Below are 21220 nucleotides of genomic sequence, written 5' to 3'. Positions count from 1 at the left end.
CATTTTTCCCGTAAATCTTTTGCAAAGATAAATATTTTTTCTTTAATATACAAGAAACCAATTATTTCAATTATACGTACCGCAAACTATTTTTTCCTATTTTTGCCTGAATTTTAAAACTTATTCTTTGTGAATATTACAATAGTTGGAACCGGATATGTTGGGCTGTCTAATGCTGTTTTGCTAGCACAACATCATAATGTAATTGCTTTGGATATTATTCCAGAAAAAGTTGAAATGCTCAACAATAAGCAATCTCCAATTGACGACAATGAAATTACGGAATTTCTAAAAACAAAAAGTCTCAATATAAAAGCGACTCTTGATAAAGAAGAGGCTTATAAAAATGCAGATTTTATTATAGTAGCGACACCAACAGATTACGATGCTTCTACAAATTATTTTGATACCCGTAGCGTTGAAAATGTGATAAAAGAGGTTAAAATAAACAACCCAAAAGCAGTTGTCATTGTAAAATCTACTGTTCCTGTTGGCTTCACAGAGAATCTGAAAAAAGATTTAGACTTTGACAATATTATATTTTCTCCAGAGTTTTTGAGGGAAGGAAAAGCACTTTACGATAATCTTTACCCATCGAGAATTATTATTGGTGAACAAAGTGAGCGGGCAACAGTTTTTGCAAATCTTTTGAAAGAAGGTGCTATAAAAAAAGATATACCAACTCTTTTCACCAATGCAACAGAGGCAGAAGCTATCAAATTATTCTCGAATACCTATTTGGCAATGCGTGTAGCTTACTTCAATGAGTTGGACAGTTATTCCCAAATACACGGATTGGACAGCCGTCAAATTATAGAAGGTGTGGGACTAGATCCAAGAATCGGTTCTCATTATAACAATCCGTCTTTTGGCTATGGTGGTTATTGCCTTCCAAAAGACACAAAACAATTGCTAGCCAATTATAATTCAGTTCCCAACAATCTTATCCAAGCGATTGTGGATGCTAATCGCACAAGAAAAGATTTTATTGCGGATTCTATTTTGGAAAAAAAGCCAAAGAAAGTTGGTGTTTATCGTTTAATAATGAAATCTGGGTCAGACAATTTTCGGGCATCTGCAATACAGGGTATTATGAAAAGGATCAAAGCAAAAGGCGTGGAAGTAGTTGTTTATGAACCCGTTCTGAAAGAAGATTCTTTTTTTGGCTCGAAGGTAACTCGGGATTTGGAAGCTTTTAAACAAGAATGTGATATTATCATATCTAACCGAAAAACTCCAGAATTGGATGATGTAAAAGACAAAGTATATACCAGAGATTTATTCGGAAACGATTAAAATTAAAAACTATTTTATAAAAGCATTTATGAAAAACATTATAATTACCGGAGGTGCCGGTTTTATAGGTTCTCACGTAGTTAGAGAATTTGTGAAAAACAATCCAGATTCCAAAATCATCAACCTTGATGCCTTAACTTACGCTGGAAACCTTGAAAATCTGAAAGATATCGAAAACGAACCTAATTATGTTTTCGAAAAAGCAGATATTACAAAACCAGAAGAACTTAGAAAAGTTTTTGAAAAATATAATCCCGATGCAGTGGTACATTTAGCTGCTGAAAGTCATGTGGACAGAAGTATCACAGACCCCAACGCATTCATTAATACGAATGTTAACGGAACTGCTAATCTTCTAAATCTTTGTATCGAATTCTGGACTTTAAACCCAGATCATACTCACGGAAGATTTCCTAATGAACCAAGGAAAAACTTATTTTATCATGTCTCAACAGACGAAGTTTATGGAAGTCTTGGCGAAACTGGTTTCTTTTTAGAAACGACGCCTTATGATCCGCAATCACCATATTCAGCATCAAAAGCAGCTTCTGACCATTTGGTAAGAGCTTATGGAAATACTTATGGGATGCCTTTTATTTTGTCTAATTGTTCCAACAATTACGGACCAAATCATTTCCCCGAGAAATTGATTCCTCTTTGTATTTCTAATATTTTGAATGAAAAACCATTACCAATCTATGGCGATGGAAAATATACAAGAGATTGGTTATTCGTGATTGATCATGCTAAAGCAATTCATCAGATTTTTAATGAATCTAAAACCGGAGAAACTTACAATATTGGAGGTTTTAACGAGTGGCAGAATATTGATTTGGTTAAGGAATTAATCAAACAATTGGATGCAAAATTGGGAAAACCAGAAGGTTATTCAGAAAAACTGATTACTTACGTCAAAGATAGACCTGGACATGATAAGAGATATGCTATTGATGCTTCAAAATTAAATAAAGATCTAGGATGGAGGCCATCTGTAACTTTTGAAGAAGGATTAGGAAAAACTATTGACTGGTTCTTGGAAAACAAAGAATGGCTGGATAATGTAACTTCTGGCGATTATCAAAAATATTACGAAGGTCAATATTCATAAAAACACAAAAAACTAATTTCAAGATGAAGGGAATTATTCTAGCCGGAGGATCCGGAACAAGACTTTATCCATTAACAATCGCTGTAAGCAAGCAACTGATGCCTGTTTATGACAAACCAATGATTTATTATCCACTTTCAACTCTATTGTTGGCAGGAATTAAGGATATTTTAATCATCACAACACCGCACGACCAGGAGGGATTCATTAAGCTTTTGGGAGATGGTTCTCAGATTGGTTGTAACATCCAATATAAAGTACAGCCAAGCCCAGACGGATTGGCACAAGCTTTTATTCTTGGTGATGAGTTCATTGGAAATGATGCGGCAGCTTTGGTTTTAGGTGATAATATTTTCTATGGTTCCGAAATGGGGACATTACTGAAAAACAAAACCAATCCAGATGGAGGTGTTGTTTTCGCCTACCACGTTTCTGATCCTGAAAGATATGGTGTTGTAGAATTTGATAATGATTTCAAAGCACTTTCTATTGAAGAAAAACCTCTGAAGCCAAAGTCAAACTATGCTGTTCCTGGATTATATTTTTATGATAATGATGTTGTAGAAATCGCCAAAAACATCCAACCATCTCCAAGAGGCGAATTGGAAATTACTGACGTTAACAATGTTTACTTAAGTAAAGGCAAGCTTGAAGTTGGCGTTTTGGATAGGGGAACTGCCTGGCTAGATACAGGAACTTTCGATTCTCTTCAGGACGCTTCAGAATTTGTAAGTGTCATTGAAAAAAGACAAGGTTTCAAAATCGGGTGTATCGAAGAAATTGCCTTCAGAAACAAATTCATAAATGAAGAAAAGCTTCTGGAAACAGCAGCAAAATATGGTAAAAGCGGATATGGTGAGTATCTAAAAAACCTTATAAAATAAACTTAATATAGACACAAATGAGTGATTCTCATAAACAAGAATGGACAGAAACGATTGAATCCAGTCATTCACTTTTTGATCTTAATCTTAAAGAAGTTTGGCGATACAAGGATCTGGTTTATATGTTCGTAAAAAGAGACTTTGTTTCTAGTTTTAAACAAACGATTCTGGGGCCGATCTGGTTTTTTATTAATCCTATTTTCACAACAATTGTTTATATTATTGTATTTGGGAATATTGCTAAATTATCAACTGATGGCGCACCAAAAATTTTGTTTTATCTATCGGGAATTACTTTGTGGAATTATTTTTCCACTTGTTTAACCTCTACTTCCAATGTTTTTACTGCAAATGCAGGCATATTTGGAAAAGTATATTTCCCTCGTTTGGTTATGCCAATCTCAATTGTTTTTTCAAATCTAATGAGGTTAGGCGTACAAATGATGCTATTCCTGGTAGTATTCTTCTATTATTTATTTAAAGGTGAGGTACAACCAAGTTGGTGGATTTTAGCAACACCATTTTTAATTGCTCTTATGGCACTTTTTGCCTTAGGTCTGGGAATGATATTTTCATCATTGACTACAAAATATCGTGATCTTCAAATGCTTTTATCATTCGGAGTGAGCCTCTATATGTACGCGACACCAGTAATTTATCCTGTCTCCAGTTTAAAAGGGATTTTTAAAACAATAGCTTTTTATAATCCTCTAACAGGAATTTTTGAATGTTTTAAATATGCTTGGCTGGGTGTCGGCGATTTTAGTCCAACGATGCTGATTATCAGTTCAGTTATCATTCTCATTATTTTAGCAATCGGAACCGTCATTTTCAACAAAGTTGAAAAGGGTTTTATGGATACTGTATAATAAAACAACTTCTCGGGCAACTGGAACCAATTAACACAAACACAAAAATGAAACCTATCGCAATAAAGGCAGAACACATTTCTAAACAATACCGTCTAGGACAAGTTGGAACGGGGACTTTATCTCACGATCTCAATCGTTTCTGGCACAGGGTGAGAGGAAAAGAGGATCCTTACTTAAGGATTGGAGAAGTTAATGACAGAACAACAAAAGGTGGAAGTGATTATGTCTGGTCCTTGAAGGATATCAATTTTGAAATAGAGCAAGGTGATGCTGTAGGAATTATTGGTAGAAACGGTGCAGGAAAATCAACTTTATTAAAATTACTCAGTAAGGTTACAAAACCAACTACTGGAAAAATATATACTAGTGGAAGAATTGCTTCTTTGTTAGAAGTAGGAACAGGTTTTCACCCGGAGATGACAGGTCGTGAAAATGTATTTTTGAACGGTGCAATTCTTGGTATGACGAGAAAAGAGATCACAAGAAAATTTGATGAAATTGTAGATTTTTCAGGTGTAGAAAAATACATTGATACGCCAGTAAAGCGCTATAGTTCAGGAATGTATGTGCGTCTTGCATTCGCAGTAGCTGCACATTTGGAATCAGAAGTCTTAATTGTAGATGAAGTTTTAGCGGTAGGAGATCTGGAGTTTCAGAAAAAATGTTTGGGAAAGATGGGGGATGTAAGCTCTGGAGAAGGGAGAACCGTCCTATTTGTCAGCCACAACATGGCATCTATCAAGCAGCTTTGTAATAAAGGAATCTTTTTAGATAAGGGAACGTTGAATTATGAAGGAAACATCGATAGATGTGTTGAACTTTATTCTAATAGTAATTCTTTTGAGGGAAACTCTTTGATGGACTATGTCAAGACAAAATCCCCATCCCTTATAATAGATGATATACAAATTAACGGCTCGTCTCAAACCTCGCTTTTCATTCCGAATGATGTTAATGAGATTAATATATCAATCAAGGGGCAAATAAAAGAACCTATGCATTTTGATGTTGAAAGCTTTTTCTTTAATAATTATGATACCCCTTTTGCATTCTACAGTCCTTCCCACTATGGTGGTAAAACCCAAAAGTTTGAACCGGGCGAATTTTCATTAGAAAGAACTATCACTTTACCTGCTGATATAAATAAAGGGAGCATGTATATGTCGTTAACGCTTTGCGACCCAGGTAAAACAACATTTATGGAACTAACATCTAAAATAAAGGTAGAGTTTGAGGGCGTTCCAATGAAAAATGGATGGGTATTTATGATTGATAATGCCGGGATGTTATATCTAAAATAACTTTGACTATGAATTGGCTTATCGAGAGACTCAGAAGATCATATACGTATAGGAACAAAATTAATTTTAACGATTATTTTGCGCATACATTTGCATCAGATCTCACAGAACAAGAAGCTTCGGATGCTATTGAAAGGGAGGTTCTAAGCTCAAAGTCAAGTATGATTGCTCGATTTGGAGGAATCGAACTCGACGTTTTAACCAATTATCTGGAAATTAAAAAACCTAAGATATTCCAAACATTGGATTACATTAAAGGTGATTTTAATAATTTTGGATGGAACGAACAAGCTATTGATAAACTTAATCTATTCTCTAAAAAAAATGAAGATAGGTATCAACTCATAGAAAAATTTTCTAAGCTTTTCCTTCAGGATATAGAATGTCTGGATATTCTTGGTTCTTGGCAGGAAAGTGAGAAAAGAGTTAAAAAATATTATCCAAAAAAATTGATTACTGTAGATCTAAAGGATCTTGAACCTTATTATCACAAGAATCCATGGAGCAAAACTCTTAAAAATAAAAAAATTCTCGTCATACATCCATTTACGAAAAGTATACAGGAACAGTACGAAAAAAGAGAACTGCTTTTTAAAGATAAGAATGTTCTGCCTCAATTTGAGTTAAAAACGATCAATACATTTCATACCTTTCTCGGTATCAATCAAAATAAATTTGAGGATTGGTTTGAAGTTCTAAACTTTATGAAGTCACAGATGGATGAGGAAGACTATGACATAGCAATTATAGGTTGTGGACCATATGGTTTCCATCTTGCAGCTCACGCCAAGCGTCGTGGCAAAAAAGCAATTCATCTTGGTGGTGCTACTCAGCTACTTTTTGGAATTATTGGTACACGTTGGGAAACCACAGGTTGGAAAGATATATTTCATTTTAAAAATGATTATTGGATAAGACCTTCGAGAGAGGAAACCCCTGACTTTGCAACTACTGACAAATTAGATTTCTCTGCATATTGGTAATATGAAAAAAAAATTCATAACATATGGTAGCAACGCTTTCGTTCATTCTGCTAAAAGAATTATCGAAGAAGCCAAATCTTTAAATATCTTCGATGCAACACAGCGATATGATTACAAGGACTTACCGTTATCCATTCAATCTTCTCCTTTGTTTTTAGATAAGAAAAAAGGAGGTTTCTGGATATGGAAAGCTTATGTTATATATGACAGTCTTTCAAAATTGAAAGACGGAGATCTTCTGGTTTATTCAGATTCTGGATGTGAACTAAAAAACCCTGATGGTTGGAAGGCAGAATTAGAAATACTGAATCATAAAAACGCTATCTTCTACCAATACAGTGAAAACCGTAATTATGCTTTTAGCAAATTTAACCCTGCTTTTAATGACAGTCCTAAGTTAAAATATTGGATGAAAAAAAATCTGCAAGAAACTTTTCAACCCATTTTTGACAATGAAACGTGGTTAGAAAAAAATAAGTTAATGGCAGGATTCATCATCGTAAAGAAAACACCTGATACAATGATGCTTATAAAACAATGGCTGGATGTGATGATCCTTCGTCCTGATCTCGTAGCGGATCCTTTGCTTTTTGAAAAACAAAGTTCCGAATTTTCATCACATCGGCACGACCAATCTGTTTTATCAATAATTGTTCGATATTACGAAGACAAAATTAATATCTTAGTTAAAGATGAATTGAGTGAAGGTGACTATCCAGATCAAATTCTAAAAGCAAGCAGAAGATTGGATTATGTCCCAGACAACAAACTTAAAAGCCAATTAAAAAAACTTTATTATAGAATAAAAAAATAATGAAAAAGAATTCCAAAATATATGTTGCCGGTCATCGCGGACTAGTAGGAAGTGCAATTCTAAGAGCATTGGAAAAGCAGGGCTTTACGAATATTATCACAAGAACTTCCAATGAAGTTGATTTGAGAGATTATAACCAAACTGCAGATTTTTTTGCACAGGAAAAACCGGAATATGTATTCTTAGCAGCAGCAAAAGTTGGTGGAATCCAAGCTAATAACACATACAGAGCAGAGTTTCTTTATGAAAATATGATGATCCAGAACAATGTGATTCATCAGGCTCACACCAACGATGTTAAAAAGCTTTTGTTCTTAGGTTCAAGCTGTATTTATCCAAAAATGGCTCCTCAACCTTTGAAGGAAGATTCTTTATTAACTGGAACTTTGGAACCAACCAATGAACCATACGCTATTGCCAAAATTGCGGGAATCAAAATGTGTGATGCTTACAGAAGTCAGTACAATTCTAATTTCATTTCGGCAATGCCAACCAATATGTATGGGCCCAATGACAATTATGATTTGAATAATTCTCACGTTTTGCCTGCTTTGTTAAGAAAATTCCACGAAGCTAAAGAACAAAATCATCCGGAAGTTGTAGTCTGGGGAACAGGTACACCACTTCGTGAGTTTTTACATTCCGATGATCTTGCGGAAGCATGTATCTTTCTGATGCAGAATTATAATGATTTTGGACACGTTAACGTGGGTATAGGCGAAGACATCAGCATTAAGGATTTAGCTTTATTGGTAAAGAAAATTGTTGGTTACGAAGGCAGTCTTGTTTGGGACACTTCAAAACCGGACGGAACACCTAGAAAATTGATGGATGTTACAAAAATCAATGATATGGGTTGGAAAGCAAAAATAGAATTGGAAGAAGGTATTAGAGATGTTTATGAGAAAAAATTTAAAAACTAAATGTTGATTTGTCTTTCTATATTAGGTGGTGGTCGTGGAAATGATCTTTTCCAGTTTATGCACGCAGATGCGTTTTGCAGAAGAAATGATGTGACTTTTTATTCTCCGACTTTCACAGAGAAATATTGTAAGGATTTTCCAAATCTTCCAGAATCCCCAAAAACGCCTTATATAGTTAAGAAATTTTTATATAATCGATATTACAGAAAACTTAATCCAAATTGTATTATCGGCTTTAATGACGAAAGAGAGATTCCAAAATATAGAGAGCTAGTAAAAAAAGATTATTTGGTCAATTTCTGCTACGGTTGGTTTTTTAATAATGATCTTTACAGAGAAGAAGATATCAGACATTATCAAAAACTGTTTGAACCAAAAGTTGATAAAGATACTTTGAGGCAAAAATATCTTCAGCATAATACTGATGAAAAAATCATCATTATTCATATCAGGAGAGGCGATTATAAAGACTTTATGGAAGGAAAATTTTTCTTTGATGATGATCTTTACATTAAGAAAATAAAAGAATTTCTAAAATCCCTCCCGAAAGAAAATTATAAATTTCTGATTTGTACCAATGATGAAAATTTTGATTTGGAGCGATATATACAAGAATTTGGAAATGTAATTCAGTCCAAAGAAGGACCAATCGAAGATCAATACCTAATGTCTCAGGCACATTATCTTTTAGGTGCACCTTCAACATTTTCTCAATGGGCAAGTGTAATGGGTGAAGTTCCTTATTATCACATCTATGATCCGGAAGAAACGATTACGAAAGACAAAATAATTAACGAAATAGGAGGTTACAAATACAAAACAAAATAGATGAAAACGGCATTAATAACAGGCGTAACAGGGCAAGATGGTTCTTATTTGGCAGAACTACTTTTAGAAAAAGGCTATAAAGTTCACGGAATCAAAAGAAGAGCATCTTCATTCAATACTCAGAGAATCGATCATCTTTATGTAGATCAGCACGAAAATCATGTGAATTTCAAATTACATTACGGCGATTTGACAGATTCTACAAACATCATTAGAATCATCCAAGAAGTTCAGCCAGACGAGATCTATAATCTTGGTGCAATGTCGCACGTGAAAGTATCATTTGACTCTCCGGAATATGTGGCCAATGTAGATGGAATAGGAACTTTGAGAATTCTGGAAGCTGTTCGTATCCTTGGTTTGGAAAAGAAAACCAGAATCTATCAGGCTTCAACATCAGAACTTTATGGTGGTTTGGAAGAAAATAAAAATGCTGCTGGTTTTTATGATGAGAATTCGCCTTTCTATCCAAGATCTCCTTACGGTGTAGCGAAAATCTACGGATTTTGGATTACTAAAAATTATCGTGAAGCCTATAATATGTATGCTTGCAACGGAATACTTTTCAATCACGAGTCTCCAAGAAGAGGAGAAACTTTTGTAACTAGAAAAATAACGATGGCAACCGCAGCAATCGCAAAAAGAAAACAGGAAGTTCTTTATCTTGGAAATCTTGATGCACAAAGAGATTGGGGGCACGCCAAAGATTATGTTGAAGCGATGTGGAGAATTCTGCAGCAGGATGTAGCAGAAGATTATGTAATTGCAACAGGAAAAACGACTTACGTAAGAGATTTTGTAAGAATGGCTTTTGCAGAAGCAGGAATAGAATTAACATTTGAAGGAAAGAATGAAAATGAAGTGGCAAAAGTGGCAAAATGTAACAATCCGGAATATCAATTAGAAATTGGTAAAACTGTTGTGAAAATTGATCCTCAATATTACAGACCCACAGAAGTTGATTTATTAATTGGAGATCCTACAAAATCAAAAACAAAACTTGGCTGGGAACCAAAATATGATCTTGCCAGTCTTGTAAAAGAAATGATGCAGGAAGATTTGAAAATAATGTAAAAACAAAATAGCGGAGAGATTTTTCTCTCCGTCTCTATAAATATTCATAATAATTCTATGCAAAATCAACCTCTGATTTCTATCATAACTGTAGCTTATAACAACAAATCTGGTTTGGAAGAAACGATTAAAAGTATCATTTCGCAAACCTGGAAAGATTTTGAATTTGTTATAATTGATGGTAATTCTAATGATGGAAGCAAAGAATTATTAGAGTCGTATTCGTCTCAAATTAATTTCTGGATCAGCGAACCTGACAAAGGAATTTATAACGCAATGAACAAAGGAATTACCAACTCAAAAGGAGATTATTTGATTTTTATGAATAGTGGTGACCGTTTTTCTTCAACGGAAATTTTAGAAAAAATAGTACCTCATTTTAATAACGAAGATATTATTTACGGAAATGCTTATTATGAGCTGGAAAACCGTAAAAAATATGAATATAGAATACCGTCCCGAATAACTGTTGGGTCACTCTTGAAAGAACCAATCTGCCATCAGTCGGCTTTTTTCAAAAAAGAACTTTTCGAAAAATATGGGATGTATGATGAGGGTAATAGAATTGCTTCTGACTGGACTTTTATGATGGATATTTTTATTCATCATAATATTTCTCAAAAGTATATTAACGAGTTTATAAGTATCTTCGAAAAAACTGGAATCAGCAATACCAATACGGATTTGAGTTTCAGTGAGCAGAAAAAATATCTGGCCGAAAATGTTTCTGAGGAAATCCAGAATATGGCAAAATATTTTGATGAATACTCTAAATTCTACAACGGAAAACCAGGAACAATGCTGAGAAATTTCAAAGACAAAATCTACAATTTGATTTATCGCAAAAGAAATTACGAGAGAAAATATATCGATTAGATTTTCAAAAGCGGATTGATATATTTTGGAAATTTACCATACAAGAAGAAGTCCTTATCAAACTTCATTTTATAAAGATAGTATGCCAATAAAGAATTTAAACTAAACTCTTCTTTTGCAGGAAAATAGTTTTTGAAATCTTCTTTAAGATCGGAATAAAAACTTCGGAAGGTTTTATAATCCAGCAATGCTACTTTTGCTAATAAAATTCTTTTTGCAAAATTCTTGACATAATTTTGTGTTTGATTATTAATATCATATAAATCGTACTCCTCGGAAAATTTTAGTTTTTCTTTTAAAATTGCTTTATAATCATTCAGGTTTTTGATACCAACATTTGCAGTAATAGAACCTTTATTAGAATAATAATAATTGTAAGTCTTTTTATTTACAAAATTGACTTTTTGCGCAAGTGCAGATGCCTGAAAAACCCATAACTCGTCCTCATGGAGTAATCTTTCCGCAAATCTCAGATGGTTTTTTTTTACAAACTGAATATCATATAATTTGTTCCAAACAACAGAAGCCCATTCTGTTGAGAAAAAACCATTTAGAATTTCATTATTTATATAAGTTTCTTTTTTATTTTTAAGCGTGTGATAGTTGCTAACTGTCAACTTACCATCTACAAAAAAATTATTTCCCCCCATTACAATATCGGGTTTATCGTATGTTTTATTAATAAGACTTTCTAATGCGGTAGAATCTACCAAATCATCATCAGCATCTATAAAAAACAGGTATTCTCCTGTTGACATTTCGATTCCCAAATTTCTGCTAATACTGGGACCTGAGTTTTTCTCATTTGTAAATATTTTTACATCTAAATCGTTGTTTATAAGCTTATAACGATTCAAAACATCTAATGTATTATCAGAACTTCTGTCATTAACAAGAATAATTTCAAAATTTTTGTAGCTCTGATTTTTAATAGAATCCAGACATCTAAGAATATAATCTTCAGCGTTGTAGACAGGAATAACAATAGATATTTTTTTCATTGATGTTTTAGCTTTTTATTGATCAGAAAATTTAAAATAAGAAAAGGATTGATACCAAAAAACTTCGTGAAAAATGGCTGCTTGGTTTTTGAGGCAATATCCCAGTAGGTTTTTACAAGATTGGACTTTTCTTCTGGAGATATTTCATCTTGAAAACGTTCTTTGATATTCAGTAGAGAACTTTTGGGGCTTTTCAGAAGAAGTTGATAGTAGTTGTTCATTAAGCCATCTTCAAGATAATCACCAAAAGCCAGAACTTTATCTGTTACTAATATTTTAAATTGCCTTTCTATTCTCCTGAGAATTAATGATTCTGGGCAGAACTTTTCACCTTCAAATTCGGGGAAATAGAATTGTTGGTGAACATTTGTTTTGATGCAAAATATCATTTCACCAGGAAATTCCCATTCATAATTTATTCTCCTAGAAGAGATCCACTCATTCTTTCCATATTTTGCTTTATCATAATTTATTTTTTCAGAAAACCTTATGAAAGTAAAGCCAGCAATTTGATCATTTTTTTTTATTTTATGAGAAAGTGATTCCATCTCTTCAACCGCATTTTCAGCTAAATAATCATCACTATCAATAACGCAGAAAAATTCAGTTTCTGTTTTTTTCAGCCCCTGATTAACTGCAAAATGTTTCCCCATATTTTCCTGAAAAAAATATTGTATCTCTATCTGATCTTCATTTTGGAAATTTTGTACCAACATTTTTGTTTCATCGGAAGAACCATCATCTACAATGTGCCAAACAAAATTTTTATTGGTCTGAGTCTTTAAACTTTCATATAATTTTGGAAGAATATAAGCTCTGTTATAAGTAGGAGTAAAAATGGTTAAAAACGTTTTCATTTCTACAAATTTATTAATATTTAAGAAACACAAAAAAATACTTTATCAAATAATAAAATTTGAAGGATTATTTGTTTCAAACAGACAAATATCTTTGTACTTTTACATAAATATTTAAACTATTTTTTATTTTAAAGCACAATGATTCCAGTAACGAAACCATTTTTACCGCCCCAACAAGTTTATCAATATTATTTGGAAGGGATTTGGAAAAGACAATGGCTTACCAATATGGGTCCGCTTGCCAATGACCTCGAACTGAAACTAAAGGAATTTTTGAAAGTCAGTCATTTACTATTTGTGACTAATGGAACAGTTGCTATACAAATGGCTATCAAAGCATTGAACCTGAAAGGAGAAATTATCACAACACCTTTTTCTTTTGTTGCGACTACAAGTTCTATTGTTTGGGAAAACTGCCAGCCTGTTTTTGTCGATATTAACCAAGATTCATTAAATATTGATGCGGATAAGATTGAAGCTGCAATTACTGATAAAACTTCAGCAATTTTAGCAACACACGTTTATGGAAATCCTTGCGATGTTGTGAAGATTGAGGAAATAGCAAAGAAAAATAACTTGAAAGTGATTTATGATGCGGCGCACGCTTTTGGAGTAGAAATCAATGGAAAATCTATTTTTGAATACGGCGATATTTCCACTTGTTCTCTTCATGCAACCAAACTTTACCACTCAATAGAAGGTGGATTAGTCATTACAAAAAATCCCGAGTTACTAAAAAAACTAGCATATATTAGAAATTTTGGATTTGACGGGCCTGAGAATTTTGCAGAACTTGGACTTAACGGAAAAAACTCAGAATTTCATGCTGCAATGGGATTGGCAAATTTGAAATACATTGACTCTATTCATAAAAAAAGAAAGGAAATTACAGAAAGATATGATGAAAAATTACATAATCTAAAAGCTGTAAGACCTGTTTGGCATTCTGATTCTGAAAATAATTTCTCTTACTACCCCATCGTTTTTGAGAGTGAAGAACTGATGTTGAAAATCATTGAACATCTTAAGCTCCATGAGATTTATACAAGACGATATTTTTATCCTTCGCTTGCCAATTCTTTACCTTATGTAAAATCTGAAAGCAATCTGCCAATTACAGAAGATATTGCAAAACGTGTGCTTTGTCTTCCGCTTTATGTCGATTTGACTTTGGAGGAAGTAGATATGATTTCTAGGTTGATGCTAAGAATTCAAAACAATTAAAATATGTTGATTGTAGGAGCAAAAGGTTTCGCCAAAGAAGTTTTGGAGATTTTTCATCAAAAAGATGAAACAGAAAACTTACATTTCTATGATGATGTATCCTCGGATATTCCTGATTTTCTTTACAATCAATTTAAAGTTTTGAAAAGCGAACAAGAAGCTAAAGAACTTTTTGAAAAAACCTCAACTGAATTTGTTATAGGAATTGGAAATCCCCAATTACGATATCAACTGACTGAAAAATTCCAAAATCTTGGCGGAACATTGATATCATCTATTAGTAATTTTGCAGAAATAGGAAGCTTCGGTGTTGAAATTGGAGATGGTTCTAATATTTTAGGAGGTGTAAGAATTTCCAATGATGTACAAATTGGAAGAGGAACCATTGTTTACTATAATTCTATCATTACTCACGATGTGACGATTGGAGAGTTTTGTGAAATTTCTCCTGGCGCAACTTTGTTAGGGAGATGTAAAATTGGAAAGTTTGTAAAAATTGGAGCTGGCGCTATTATTTTTCCTGATGTGGAGATTGGAGATTATTCGGTTATAGCTTCCGGAGCGGTTGTCAGAAATAACGTTCCGGAAAATTCGATGGCTGCCGGGGTACCTGCAAAAATTAAAAAGAGTGTTGAAAGTTAGTATTTCCTATTATGGAAATTGAATTATTTTTTAAAATCTACAAATGCTAGGAACATTAATATGGAGAGTAAGAGAAGCGACTGCTGTTTTGTTGGGAAGAAAGAAAACCCAAAAAGAGTTGCCAAAACAAAACTTTTCTGAGAAAAATTTGACAAACCTCAAACCATTCAAAATCAATGATGAAAAACTAAATCAATTTTTATCAGGATTATCAATTGAATTCATTTTTAGTGAGTTTAATGAAGAAAGAGTGAACGCAGGTGGTGCAGATCTCAGTCAGCAATTAAGATTAGACCCAAGTCTCAGCACATTGAAAAAATATTTTCCTAATGCAAAATATACGGTTTACTCAGATTTTGATTTGAAAATAGAAGGTATCAATCTGAAAAAAATTGAAAATCCTGTTCTGCAGGATAAAAAAAATCTGAAAAGACATTTTTATCATTTGGCAGATTATTACAAATTCAAAGGGATGCTGGAATCAGAAGCTGATATTGCAATTTCCATTGATTCTGATATGTATGTTTTGAATGACAATGTTTACAGCCTGATTTATCTGACAGAGAAATTTGGCTTCTGTGTTCCAAACAGTTCCGCCCAGAGTATGAATTTTGAAATCGAAACATCTCTTGATACAATTCCTATAACTGATGAAAGTAAAGGTTTTGGAACAACTAGTAATATTACGCCGATGACTCTTTCTAAAAAATCAGAAGTGGGAAAAATATTTTATCAAAATTGTTGTGAAATAATGGAAAAGGAACCTTCTCGTGCATCAATTGTGATGTGGAAAGCAGCATGGAAAACTGGCAACTATCCATATTTACTTCCAAAAGAATTTTGTGTTTGTCGTGGTAATGAAGGCTTAGGAAATGAGGTTATACTTCATGTTGGCCATCCTTCCGTTGCTCAATTTTATAATGTAAGATTACAATAATGAAAAAAACATTGCTTTTCATTGCGGACAGACCAGATTGGGCATACGAGTTTATGATAAAAGCCTGGCTGCCTTTTTTACTAAAAGATTATGACTGTTTTATAGCTTATGATGATGATTATTCCATCAAAAAAAATAATTCTAAAAGCTTAATATTCCGAATAACTTATAATATTAAAAGTCTTATTAAGTTATGGTTTTTTAAATTTCTCAATAAAAATGAATCTGTGCACTTCATTCACAAAAGTGCAAAATATTATTATCCGAGATATATTAATGATAAAGTTTATAAATATAAAACAGATCTTACAAAAGAATTGACAACCAGAAAGAATTTTGATATTAAAGTCGAAATGGCTTATTATTTCCAGTATATGGCAGAATTCCCTTTTACTGCTGATAAAAATATTGTTGGCATCTTTACAGACAAATTTCCTCACGAAGGTCCTAACAATGATGTAAAAAATGATATTGATAGAAACCTACTGAATCTGGAAGAATTTTTTAAAAAATATATTAAACCTTATGATAGACTCATCGTGGGTGGTGGCAATCTTTTGCCACGATATAAAAAATTGACTAATAAAGTTGATTTTGTTTACGGTATTTATGGTCAAGAAAACTTCGTTGAAAACAAAAATGTAGGCAAAAATGATTTTCTAACTATAGGCTGGACAGGAAACCCTACGAGGAGCATGAAAGGTTTTGAAGAATATATTGTTCCTGCTATAGAAAATGTAAAAAAAACAGGAAGAGATATCAGATTAAAAACCAAATTCTCTGGTCCATACACAGAACTATTCACTTTTTACAAAGATGTAGATCTTATTATTATTGCTTCTGACGCAGATTCCGGCCCATCTATGTATGGTGAAGCGAGCTTGTCCGGAGTTCCTAGTATATCTACAAAAGTTGGCTTGCCATTGATGGGAATAAAAAATGCTGAAAACGGCTTTCTCATTAATCGTGATATTAGAGAAATAGAAAATCAAATTATCAGTCTATATGATAATCGTAAACTTTTGCAGTCATTAGCCTCAAGAGTTAAATCTGATTATCTGCAATGGATGGATAATAAAGTTACCATTGAGCATATCAAAAAAGTGTTGGAGGACTAATTTATGCTATTTAATTCTGTTAGTTTTGCGATATTTTACCCCTAGTTTTTGCTTTGTATTGGCTGACAAAAGCCAGGAGTAAAAAGAATAATATTGTATTGTTAAGCGACTCAACTGGCAAGAATTCAATAAATACAAAGATTGTAAAAAAACATATTAAGGTTGTAAAATTTTGTGGGGATCAATAAAATAAAATTAATTTTAACTAATTTTCCCAAAAATTCAAACGCAAATAATTTTTCAGATTATAACACCCAACTTTTAAAAAGTATTATGAATATAACTATTGTAATATTGATTTCATAGATTTTACATATTTTAGCTATAACAAAACTTACTTTTCAGATTTGATTCACTTATCGGAGAGAGGTTCTGAAAAATTTTCAAAATATCTTAAGATCATAATCTTAATCACTTGCTTAAAAGCAAATTCAACAAAAAAAACACTTTACAAAATGATTGTAGGCAACGGTCTAATAGCTTCTTTATTCAAAGAAAATGATTATAAGAATACTATTTTCTTTGCATCTGGAGTTTCTAATTCGTTAGAAGATCGTCCGAAAGAATTTCTGAGAGAAGAAAACCTCATCAGAAAAACAATATCGGAATACCCCAAAAAGTTATTCATTTATTTCTCAACATGTAGCGTTTACGATTCCTCCAAAACAGGAAGTGATTATGTTCTTCATAAACTCAAAATGGAACAATTAATCAAAAGTTCCTGCGAAAAATATTTGATTCTAAGAGTAAGTAATGCCGTTGGAAAAGGTGGTAATCCTAACTTATTAATGAATTATCTTATCCGTTCCATCAATAATAATGAAACGATTAATGTTCATACAAAAGCAACAAGAAATTTAGTTGATGCAGAAGATATTAAGAACATTACTTTTCAATTAATTGAAAAATCAGAGTTCAATAAAATAGTGAATGTGGCTTATGTTCAAAATTATACCATCATTGAAATATTAGAAATCATTGAACGTTTTTACGACACTAAGATTCATCTTAATCTTATCAAAAACGGCTCTGGTTATGATATTAACATTCCCGATGTTGAAGATTATTTTAGAATTAACAATCTTAATAACAAAGAATCTTATCTTTGCCGAATCTTAGAGAAATATTACTCTTAAACTATGAACGATTTTAAAGATAAACTTAATAGTAAAAATATTTTAGTCACAGGCGGAGCTGGTTTTATTGGTTCCAATCTTTGTGAAGAACTTATAAGTCTAGGCGCAAATGTAACTTGCCTTGACAACTTCTCCACAGGTTTCAGAGAAAATCTGGAATCCATAAAAGACCATTCGAATTTTAAATTAATTGAAGGCGATATCCGCAATTTGGAAGATTGTAAAAAAGCTTGTGAAAACCAGGATTTTGTATTGCACGAAGCAGCGCTTGGTTCTGTTCCAAGATCAATCAATGACCCCATTACAAGTAATGACGTGAATGTGGGTGGATTTCTTAATATGCTTGTAGCAGCTAGAGATGCCAACGTTAAAAGATTTGTTTATGCTGCAAGTTCATCAACTTATGGCGATTCTGAAAGTCTTCCAAAAGTTGAAGATAAAATTGGAAAACCATTGTCGCCTTATGCGATTACAAAATATGTCAACGAATTATATGCTGATGTTTTCAAAAGAACTTATGATTTTGACACCATTGGTTTGAGATATTTCAATGTATTTGGAAGAAAGCAAAATCCAAACGGCGCTTATGCAGCTGTTATTCCAAAATTCGTAATGCAATTGATGAATCACGAATCTCCTGTTATCAACGGCGGTGGAGAATACTCAAGAGATTTTACTTACATCGACAATGTTATTTTGATGAATCTTTTGGCTTTAACTTCCGACAACTCAGAATCTGTAAATCAAGTTTACAATACAGCTTTCGGAGAAAGAACAACTCTCAATGATCTTGTAAGTAATCTAAAAGAATACCTATCCGATTTCGACCCTAAAATTGCAGAAGTAGAAGTTATCTACGGCGATTATAGAAAAGGTGATGTTCCGCATTCTCTTGCGAGTATCGACAAAGCAAAAAATTTATTAGAATATCAGCCAAAACACTCTATGAAAGAAGGTTTGAAAGAAGCTGTAAAATGGTACTGGAACAATCTTAAATAAAACAATGAATCATAAAATTACAATCATAGGTCTTGGTTATGTAGGTCTGCCCTTAGCAAGATTATTTTCTACAAAATATCCTGTTGTAGGATTTGATATTAATGAAAAAAGAATTGCAGATCTCAACGCAGGAAAAGATGATACGTTGGAAGTCGAAGATGATTTGTTGAAATCTGCATTGGTTCCAAACAATCCAAATTTTGGAGAAACAGGATTATTCTGTTCCAATAAATTTGAAGATATTGCAGATTCTAACATTTATGTTGTAACCGTCCCGACGCCTGTTGACAAAAATAATCGTCCGGATCTTACGCCACTTTACAAAGCCAGTGAAACAGTTGCTAAAGTGCTTAAAAAAGGTGACATTGTAATTTATGAATCGACAGTTTATCCTGGTGTAACAGAGGAAGAGTGTATTCCTGTGTTGGAAAAAAATTCGGGATTGAAATTCAATATTGATTTCTTTGCGGGTTATTCACCGGAAAGAATCAATCCAGGCGATAAACTTCATACCGTTGAAAAAATATTAAAAGTAACTGCCGGCTCTACTCCGGAAATCGGAAAAATCGTAGATGATCTTTACAAATCGGTGATTATTGCAGGAACTCATTTGGCGCCAACGATTAAAGTTGCAGAAGCGGCTAAGGTGATAGAAAATTCTCAAAGAGATATTAACATCGCATTCGTTAACGAATTGGCAAAGATTTTCAACTTGATGGGAATTGATACGCACGATGTTTTAACTGCTGCCGGCACAAAATGGAATTTCTTACCATTCAAACCAGGTTTAGTTGGTGGGCACTGTATTGGTGTAGATCCTTATTATTTGGCTCAGAAAGCTCAGGAATTTGGTTATCATCCGGAAATTATTTTAGCTGGACGTAGAATGAATGATTCTATGGGACAATACGTAGCCAGTGAAACGGTGAAGCAAATGCTAAGGCAGGATCTAAAAGTTAATGGTTCTGATGTTTTGGTTTTAGGCTTTACCTTCAAAGAAAATTGTCCTGATGTTAGAAACACAAAGGTCGTAGATGTTGTCAAAAATCTTGAGGATTATGGAATCAATGTTTCAATTTATGATCCTTGGGCTAATCCGGAAGAAGTCAAGCATGAATATGGTTTGGAAACTTCCACAAAAACACCTTTCAAAAAATATGATGCTGTAGTTTTAGCAGTTTCTCATAAAGAATTCGAAGATCTTAACATCAAAAATCTTCTATCCGAAAAAGGAATTATTTATGATGTAAAAGGAATTTTGGCAAAAGAAGATGGCGTAAAAAGACTGTAATCAGCGGTCAAATCTCCATCGGAAAAAGTTATATCCGACAAACAAAGGCAGGCGATAAAATAAGTCCTGCTTTTTTAGTTTTGCAGAATAATTTGAAGAGAAATAATCTGTAACACTCAAAGATTTCATTTGATTATAAGCTTTGTAGCTTCTTTTCCATAGCTTTTCATTTTTCTGCGCTTTCCAATTCATTTGTAAAGTTGTTGCTTTAAAATCAACCAGATATTCCAAAATTAATTTCTTGTTGTAAGCATCTTTCTCTTCACGATAAGCCTTGTCCATATAAGACGCAATCGTAATCCAATTCCCAAAATGCTTCTCCCCCCTATTATGAATAATTGAAGCGCCGTGGAAATAATATAGATAAGTATTCTCTCTAAGGAACGCAATTTTTTCAAACTTCAGCATACTCTGGAAACTCCAAAGAACATCCTGAGAAAAGAGATCTTTCACAAAATACAATTGATGTTTCATTAAAAAATCCATTCTTACAAGCTTATCACAAGCCATTACAGGATATTGTCCTTTCACAAAGTTCCAGACAATTTCTTTGTTACCCTCCAGAATATCTATTTTAGATTCGATTGGGAAATAATTTCTTTTCCAGTTTTCTTCTTCATTGATACAGACACTTTGTCCCAAAACCATTTCTGCATTGGTTTCTTCTGCAAGCTTTACAAGATGTTCAATCGCATAATCTGTGATCTCGTCATCACTATCCAGAAAATAAATATACTTTCCTTTTGCCAGATCTATTCCCGCATTTCTAGCCATAGATAAACCTTGGTTGGTTGGCTGATTGAAAATAATAAAATCATAATCCGGATTTCTCTGAATAAATCTCTCAGCAATTTCCATAGACGAATCTGGTGTTACATCATTCACCAAGATGCATTCAATACTTTTGTAGGTCTGATTAACAACCGACTGCAAACATCTTTCAATGAATTGTTCAACTTTATAGACAGGAATTACGATTGTAACAAGCGGACTCATCAGGTGTATTTTAATTTTATTAAATTTAGGCAAAAATAGAAATAAAAATCTGGCATA

General features: G+C 33.1%; 21 protein-coding genes. 18 read left to right on the top strand and 3 right to left on the bottom strand.

All coding sequences use genetic code 11. The annotated features are described in order from the left end of the window. Nucleotides 1–129 precede the first annotated feature (129 nt). From BUR19_RS14300 to BUR19_RS14250, 11 genes are read left to right on the top strand one after another with little or no spacing between them, the layout of a single operon-like run. Nucleotides 130–1296: a nucleotide sugar dehydrogenase gene (locus tag BUR19_RS14300; protein WP_074236125.1), complete on the top strand. Its 1167-nt coding sequence runs from the start codon at nucleotides 130–132 to the stop codon at nucleotides 1294–1296. A 28-nt stretch (nucleotides 1297–1324) separates the two neighbouring features. Next, nucleotides 1325–2404 (top strand): dTDP-glucose 4,6-dehydratase, encoded by a 1080-nt coding sequence (gene rfbB, locus BUR19_RS14295; protein WP_074236124.1) that lies wholly within the window; start codon nucleotides 1325–1327, stop codon nucleotides 2402–2404. Between the two features lie 23 nt (nucleotides 2405–2427). After that, nucleotides 2428–3288, top strand: coding sequence for a glucose-1-phosphate thymidylyltransferase RfbA (gene rfbA / locus BUR19_RS14290; RefSeq protein WP_074236123.1), 861 nt, complete (start codon nucleotides 2428–2430; stop codon nucleotides 3286–3288). Nucleotides 3289–3305: 17 nt separating this feature from the next. After that, nucleotides 3306–4157: an ABC transporter permease gene (locus tag BUR19_RS14285; protein ID WP_074236122.1), complete on the top strand. Its 852-nt coding sequence runs from the start codon at nucleotides 3306–3308 to the stop codon at nucleotides 4155–4157. A 47-nt stretch (nucleotides 4158–4204) separates the two neighbouring features. After that, entirely contained in the window at nucleotides 4205–5461 is a 1257-nt protein-coding gene (locus BUR19_RS19175; protein WP_245799085.1) for an ABC transporter ATP-binding protein, read from the top strand. A gap of 8 nt (nucleotides 5462–5469) precedes the next feature. After that, on the top strand, nucleotides 5470–6444 hold the full coding sequence (locus BUR19_RS14275) for a hypothetical protein (protein ID WP_074236121.1): 975 nt from the start codon (nucleotides 5470–5472) through the stop codon (nucleotides 6442–6444). A gap of 1 nt (nucleotide 6445) precedes the next feature. After that, nucleotides 6446–7258, top strand: a complete 813-nt coding sequence (locus BUR19_RS14270; RefSeq protein ID WP_074236120.1) for a hypothetical protein — start codon at nucleotides 6446–6448, stop codon at nucleotides 7256–7258. Further along, the gene (gene fcl, locus BUR19_RS14265) at nucleotides 7258–8181 is read left to right on the top strand and encodes a GDP-L-fucose synthase (protein WP_074236119.1); all 924 of its coding nucleotides are present in this window, start codon (nucleotides 7258–7260) and stop codon (nucleotides 8179–8181) included. The genes BUR19_RS14270 and fcl overlap by 1 nt, the downstream gene beginning before the upstream one ends. Next, nucleotides 8182–9009, top strand: a complete 828-nt coding sequence (locus BUR19_RS14260) for an alpha-1,2-fucosyltransferase (RefSeq protein WP_074236118.1) — start codon at nucleotides 8182–8184, stop codon at nucleotides 9007–9009. Beyond that, complete coding sequence (gmd, locus tag BUR19_RS14255) at nucleotides 9010–10083, top strand: GDP-mannose 4,6-dehydratase (protein WP_074236117.1); 1074 nt, start codon at nucleotides 9010–9012, stop codon at nucleotides 10081–10083. Between the two features lie 57 nt (nucleotides 10084–10140). After that, a complete protein-coding gene (locus BUR19_RS14250; protein ID WP_074236116.1) occupies nucleotides 10141–10959 on the top strand; it encodes a glycosyltransferase family 2 protein in 819 nt (272 codons plus the stop codon). On the opposite strand, the gene BUR19_RS14245 is transcribed toward BUR19_RS14250, so the two are convergent. Next, nucleotides 10956–11960, bottom strand: coding sequence for a glycosyltransferase family 2 protein (locus BUR19_RS14245; RefSeq protein WP_074236115.1), 1005 nt, complete (start codon nucleotides 11958–11960; stop codon nucleotides 10956–10958). The two genes, BUR19_RS14250 and BUR19_RS14245, sit on opposite strands and share 4 nt — an antisense overlap. Beyond that, nucleotides 11957–12817: a glycosyltransferase family A protein gene (locus tag BUR19_RS14240; protein ID WP_074236114.1), complete on the bottom strand. Its 861-nt coding sequence runs from the start codon at nucleotides 12815–12817 to the stop codon at nucleotides 11957–11959. Before BUR19_RS14240 ends, BUR19_RS14245 begins: the two co-directional genes overlap by 4 nt. A gap of 141 nt (nucleotides 12818–12958) precedes the next feature. On the opposite strand from BUR19_RS14240, the gene BUR19_RS14235 reads away from it, so the two are divergent. The 7 genes from BUR19_RS14235 (at nucleotide 12959) to BUR19_RS14205 (ending at nucleotide 20167) form a co-directional block, all read left to right on the top strand. Next, the gene (locus BUR19_RS14235) at nucleotides 12959–14044 is read left to right on the top strand and encodes a DegT/DnrJ/EryC1/StrS family aminotransferase (protein WP_074236113.1); all 1086 of its coding nucleotides are present in this window, start codon (nucleotides 12959–12961) and stop codon (nucleotides 14042–14044) included. Between the two features lie 3 nt (nucleotides 14045–14047). Further along, nucleotides 14048–14686 (top strand): acetyltransferase, encoded by a 639-nt coding sequence (locus tag BUR19_RS14230; protein ID WP_074236112.1) that lies wholly within the window; start codon nucleotides 14048–14050, stop codon nucleotides 14684–14686. A gap of 43 nt (nucleotides 14687–14729) precedes the next feature. Further along, a complete protein-coding gene (locus tag BUR19_RS14225; protein ID WP_074236111.1) occupies nucleotides 14730–15623 on the top strand; it encodes a hypothetical protein in 894 nt (297 codons plus the stop codon). Beyond that, nucleotides 15623–16741 carry a glycosyltransferase gene (locus tag BUR19_RS14220; RefSeq protein WP_074236110.1) on the top strand — a complete coding sequence of 373 codons (1119 nt, stop codon included), beginning with the start codon at nucleotides 15623–15625 and terminating at the stop codon, nucleotides 16739–16741. Before BUR19_RS14225 ends, BUR19_RS14220 begins: the two co-directional genes overlap by 1 nt. A gap of 455 nt (nucleotides 16742–17196) precedes the next feature. Then, entirely contained in the window at nucleotides 17197–17877 is a 681-nt protein-coding gene (locus tag BUR19_RS14215) for an NAD-dependent epimerase/dehydratase family protein (protein ID WP_074236502.1), read from the top strand. A 3-nt stretch (nucleotides 17878–17880) separates the two neighbouring features. Further along, complete coding sequence (locus BUR19_RS14210) at nucleotides 17881–18876, top strand: SDR family oxidoreductase (RefSeq protein ID WP_074236109.1); 996 nt, start codon at nucleotides 17881–17883, stop codon at nucleotides 18874–18876. A gap of 4 nt (nucleotides 18877–18880) precedes the next feature. After that, nucleotides 18881–20167: a nucleotide sugar dehydrogenase gene (locus BUR19_RS14205; protein ID WP_074236108.1), complete on the top strand. Its 1287-nt coding sequence runs from the start codon at nucleotides 18881–18883 to the stop codon at nucleotides 20165–20167. Here the strand turns inward: BUR19_RS14205 and BUR19_RS14200 are convergent, their stop codons facing one another. Beyond that, nucleotides 20168–21163 carry a glycosyltransferase family 2 protein gene (locus tag BUR19_RS14200; protein ID WP_074236107.1) on the bottom strand — a complete coding sequence of 332 codons (996 nt, stop codon included), beginning with the start codon at nucleotides 21161–21163 and terminating at the stop codon, nucleotides 20168–20170. Nucleotides 21164–21220: the final 57 nt, after the last annotated feature.

This window comes from Epilithonimonas zeae (assembly GCF_900141765.1).
GTDB classification, from domain to species: Bacteria; Bacteroidota; Bacteroidia; order Flavobacteriales; family Weeksellaceae; genus Epilithonimonas; species Epilithonimonas zeae.
The sequence above is the reverse complement of the archived record's forward strand: the minus strand, read 5'-3'. Positions and strand labels throughout refer to the sequence as shown.

What these genes read in the sequence shown, in the direction of transcription:
- rfbB (WP_074236124.1), top strand. Translation starts at nt 1,325, where the DNA reads ATGAAAAACATTATAATTACCGGAGGTGCCGGTTTTATAGGTTCTCAC.
- rfbA (WP_074236123.1), top strand. Translation starts at nt 2,428, where the DNA reads ATGAAGGGAATTATTCTAGCCGGAGGATCCGGAACAAGACTTTATCCA.
- BUR19_RS14285 (WP_074236122.1), top strand. Translation starts at nt 3,306, where the DNA reads ATGAGTGATTCTCATAAACAAGAATGGACAGAAACGATTGAATCCAGT.
- BUR19_RS19175 (WP_245799085.1), top strand. Translation starts at nt 4,205, where the DNA reads ATGAAACCTATCGCAATAAAGGCAGAACACATTTCTAAACAATACCGT.
- BUR19_RS14275 (WP_074236121.1), top strand. Translation starts at nt 5,470, where the DNA reads ATGAATTGGCTTATCGAGAGACTCAGAAGATCATATACGTATAGGAAC.
- BUR19_RS14270 (WP_074236120.1), top strand. Translation starts at nt 6,446, where the DNA reads ATGAAAAAAAAATTCATAACATATGGTAGCAACGCTTTCGTTCATTCT.
- fcl (WP_074236119.1), top strand. Translation starts at nt 7,258, where the DNA reads ATGAAAAAGAATTCCAAAATATATGTTGCCGGTCATCGCGGACTAGTA.
- BUR19_RS14260 (WP_074236118.1), top strand. Translation starts at nt 8,182, where the DNA reads ATGTTGATTTGTCTTTCTATATTAGGTGGTGGTCGTGGAAATGATCTT.
- gmd (WP_074236117.1), top strand. Translation starts at nt 9,010, where the DNA reads ATGAAAACGGCATTAATAACAGGCGTAACAGGGCAAGATGGTTCTTAT.
- BUR19_RS14250 (WP_074236116.1), top strand. Translation starts at nt 10,141, where the DNA reads ATGCAAAATCAACCTCTGATTTCTATCATAACTGTAGCTTATAACAAC.
- BUR19_RS14245 (WP_074236115.1), bottom strand. Translation starts at nt 11,960, where the DNA reads ATGAAAAAAATATCTATTGTTATTCCTGTCTACAACGCTGAAGATTAT.
- BUR19_RS14240 (WP_074236114.1), bottom strand. Translation starts at nt 12,817, where the DNA reads ATGAAAACGTTTTTAACCATTTTTACTCCTACTTATAACAGAGCTTAT.
- BUR19_RS14235 (WP_074236113.1), top strand. Translation starts at nt 12,959, where the DNA reads ATGATTCCAGTAACGAAACCATTTTTACCGCCCCAACAAGTTTATCAA.
- BUR19_RS14230 (WP_074236112.1), top strand. Translation starts at nt 14,048, where the DNA reads ATGTTGATTGTAGGAGCAAAAGGTTTCGCCAAAGAAGTTTTGGAGATT.
- BUR19_RS14225 (WP_074236111.1), top strand. Translation starts at nt 14,730, where the DNA reads ATGCTAGGAACATTAATATGGAGAGTAAGAGAAGCGACTGCTGTTTTG.
- BUR19_RS14220 (WP_074236110.1), top strand. Translation starts at nt 15,623, where the DNA reads ATGAAAAAAACATTGCTTTTCATTGCGGACAGACCAGATTGGGCATAC.
- BUR19_RS14215 (WP_074236502.1), top strand. Translation starts at nt 17,197, where the DNA reads ATGATTGTAGGCAACGGTCTAATAGCTTCTTTATTCAAAGAAAATGAT.
- BUR19_RS14210 (WP_074236109.1), top strand. Translation starts at nt 17,881, where the DNA reads ATGAACGATTTTAAAGATAAACTTAATAGTAAAAATATTTTAGTCACA.
- BUR19_RS14205 (WP_074236108.1), top strand. Translation starts at nt 18,881, where the DNA reads ATGAATCATAAAATTACAATCATAGGTCTTGGTTATGTAGGTCTGCCC.
- BUR19_RS14200 (WP_074236107.1), bottom strand. Translation starts at nt 21,163, where the DNA reads ATGAGTCCGCTTGTTACAATCGTAATTCCTGTCTATAAAGTTGAACAA.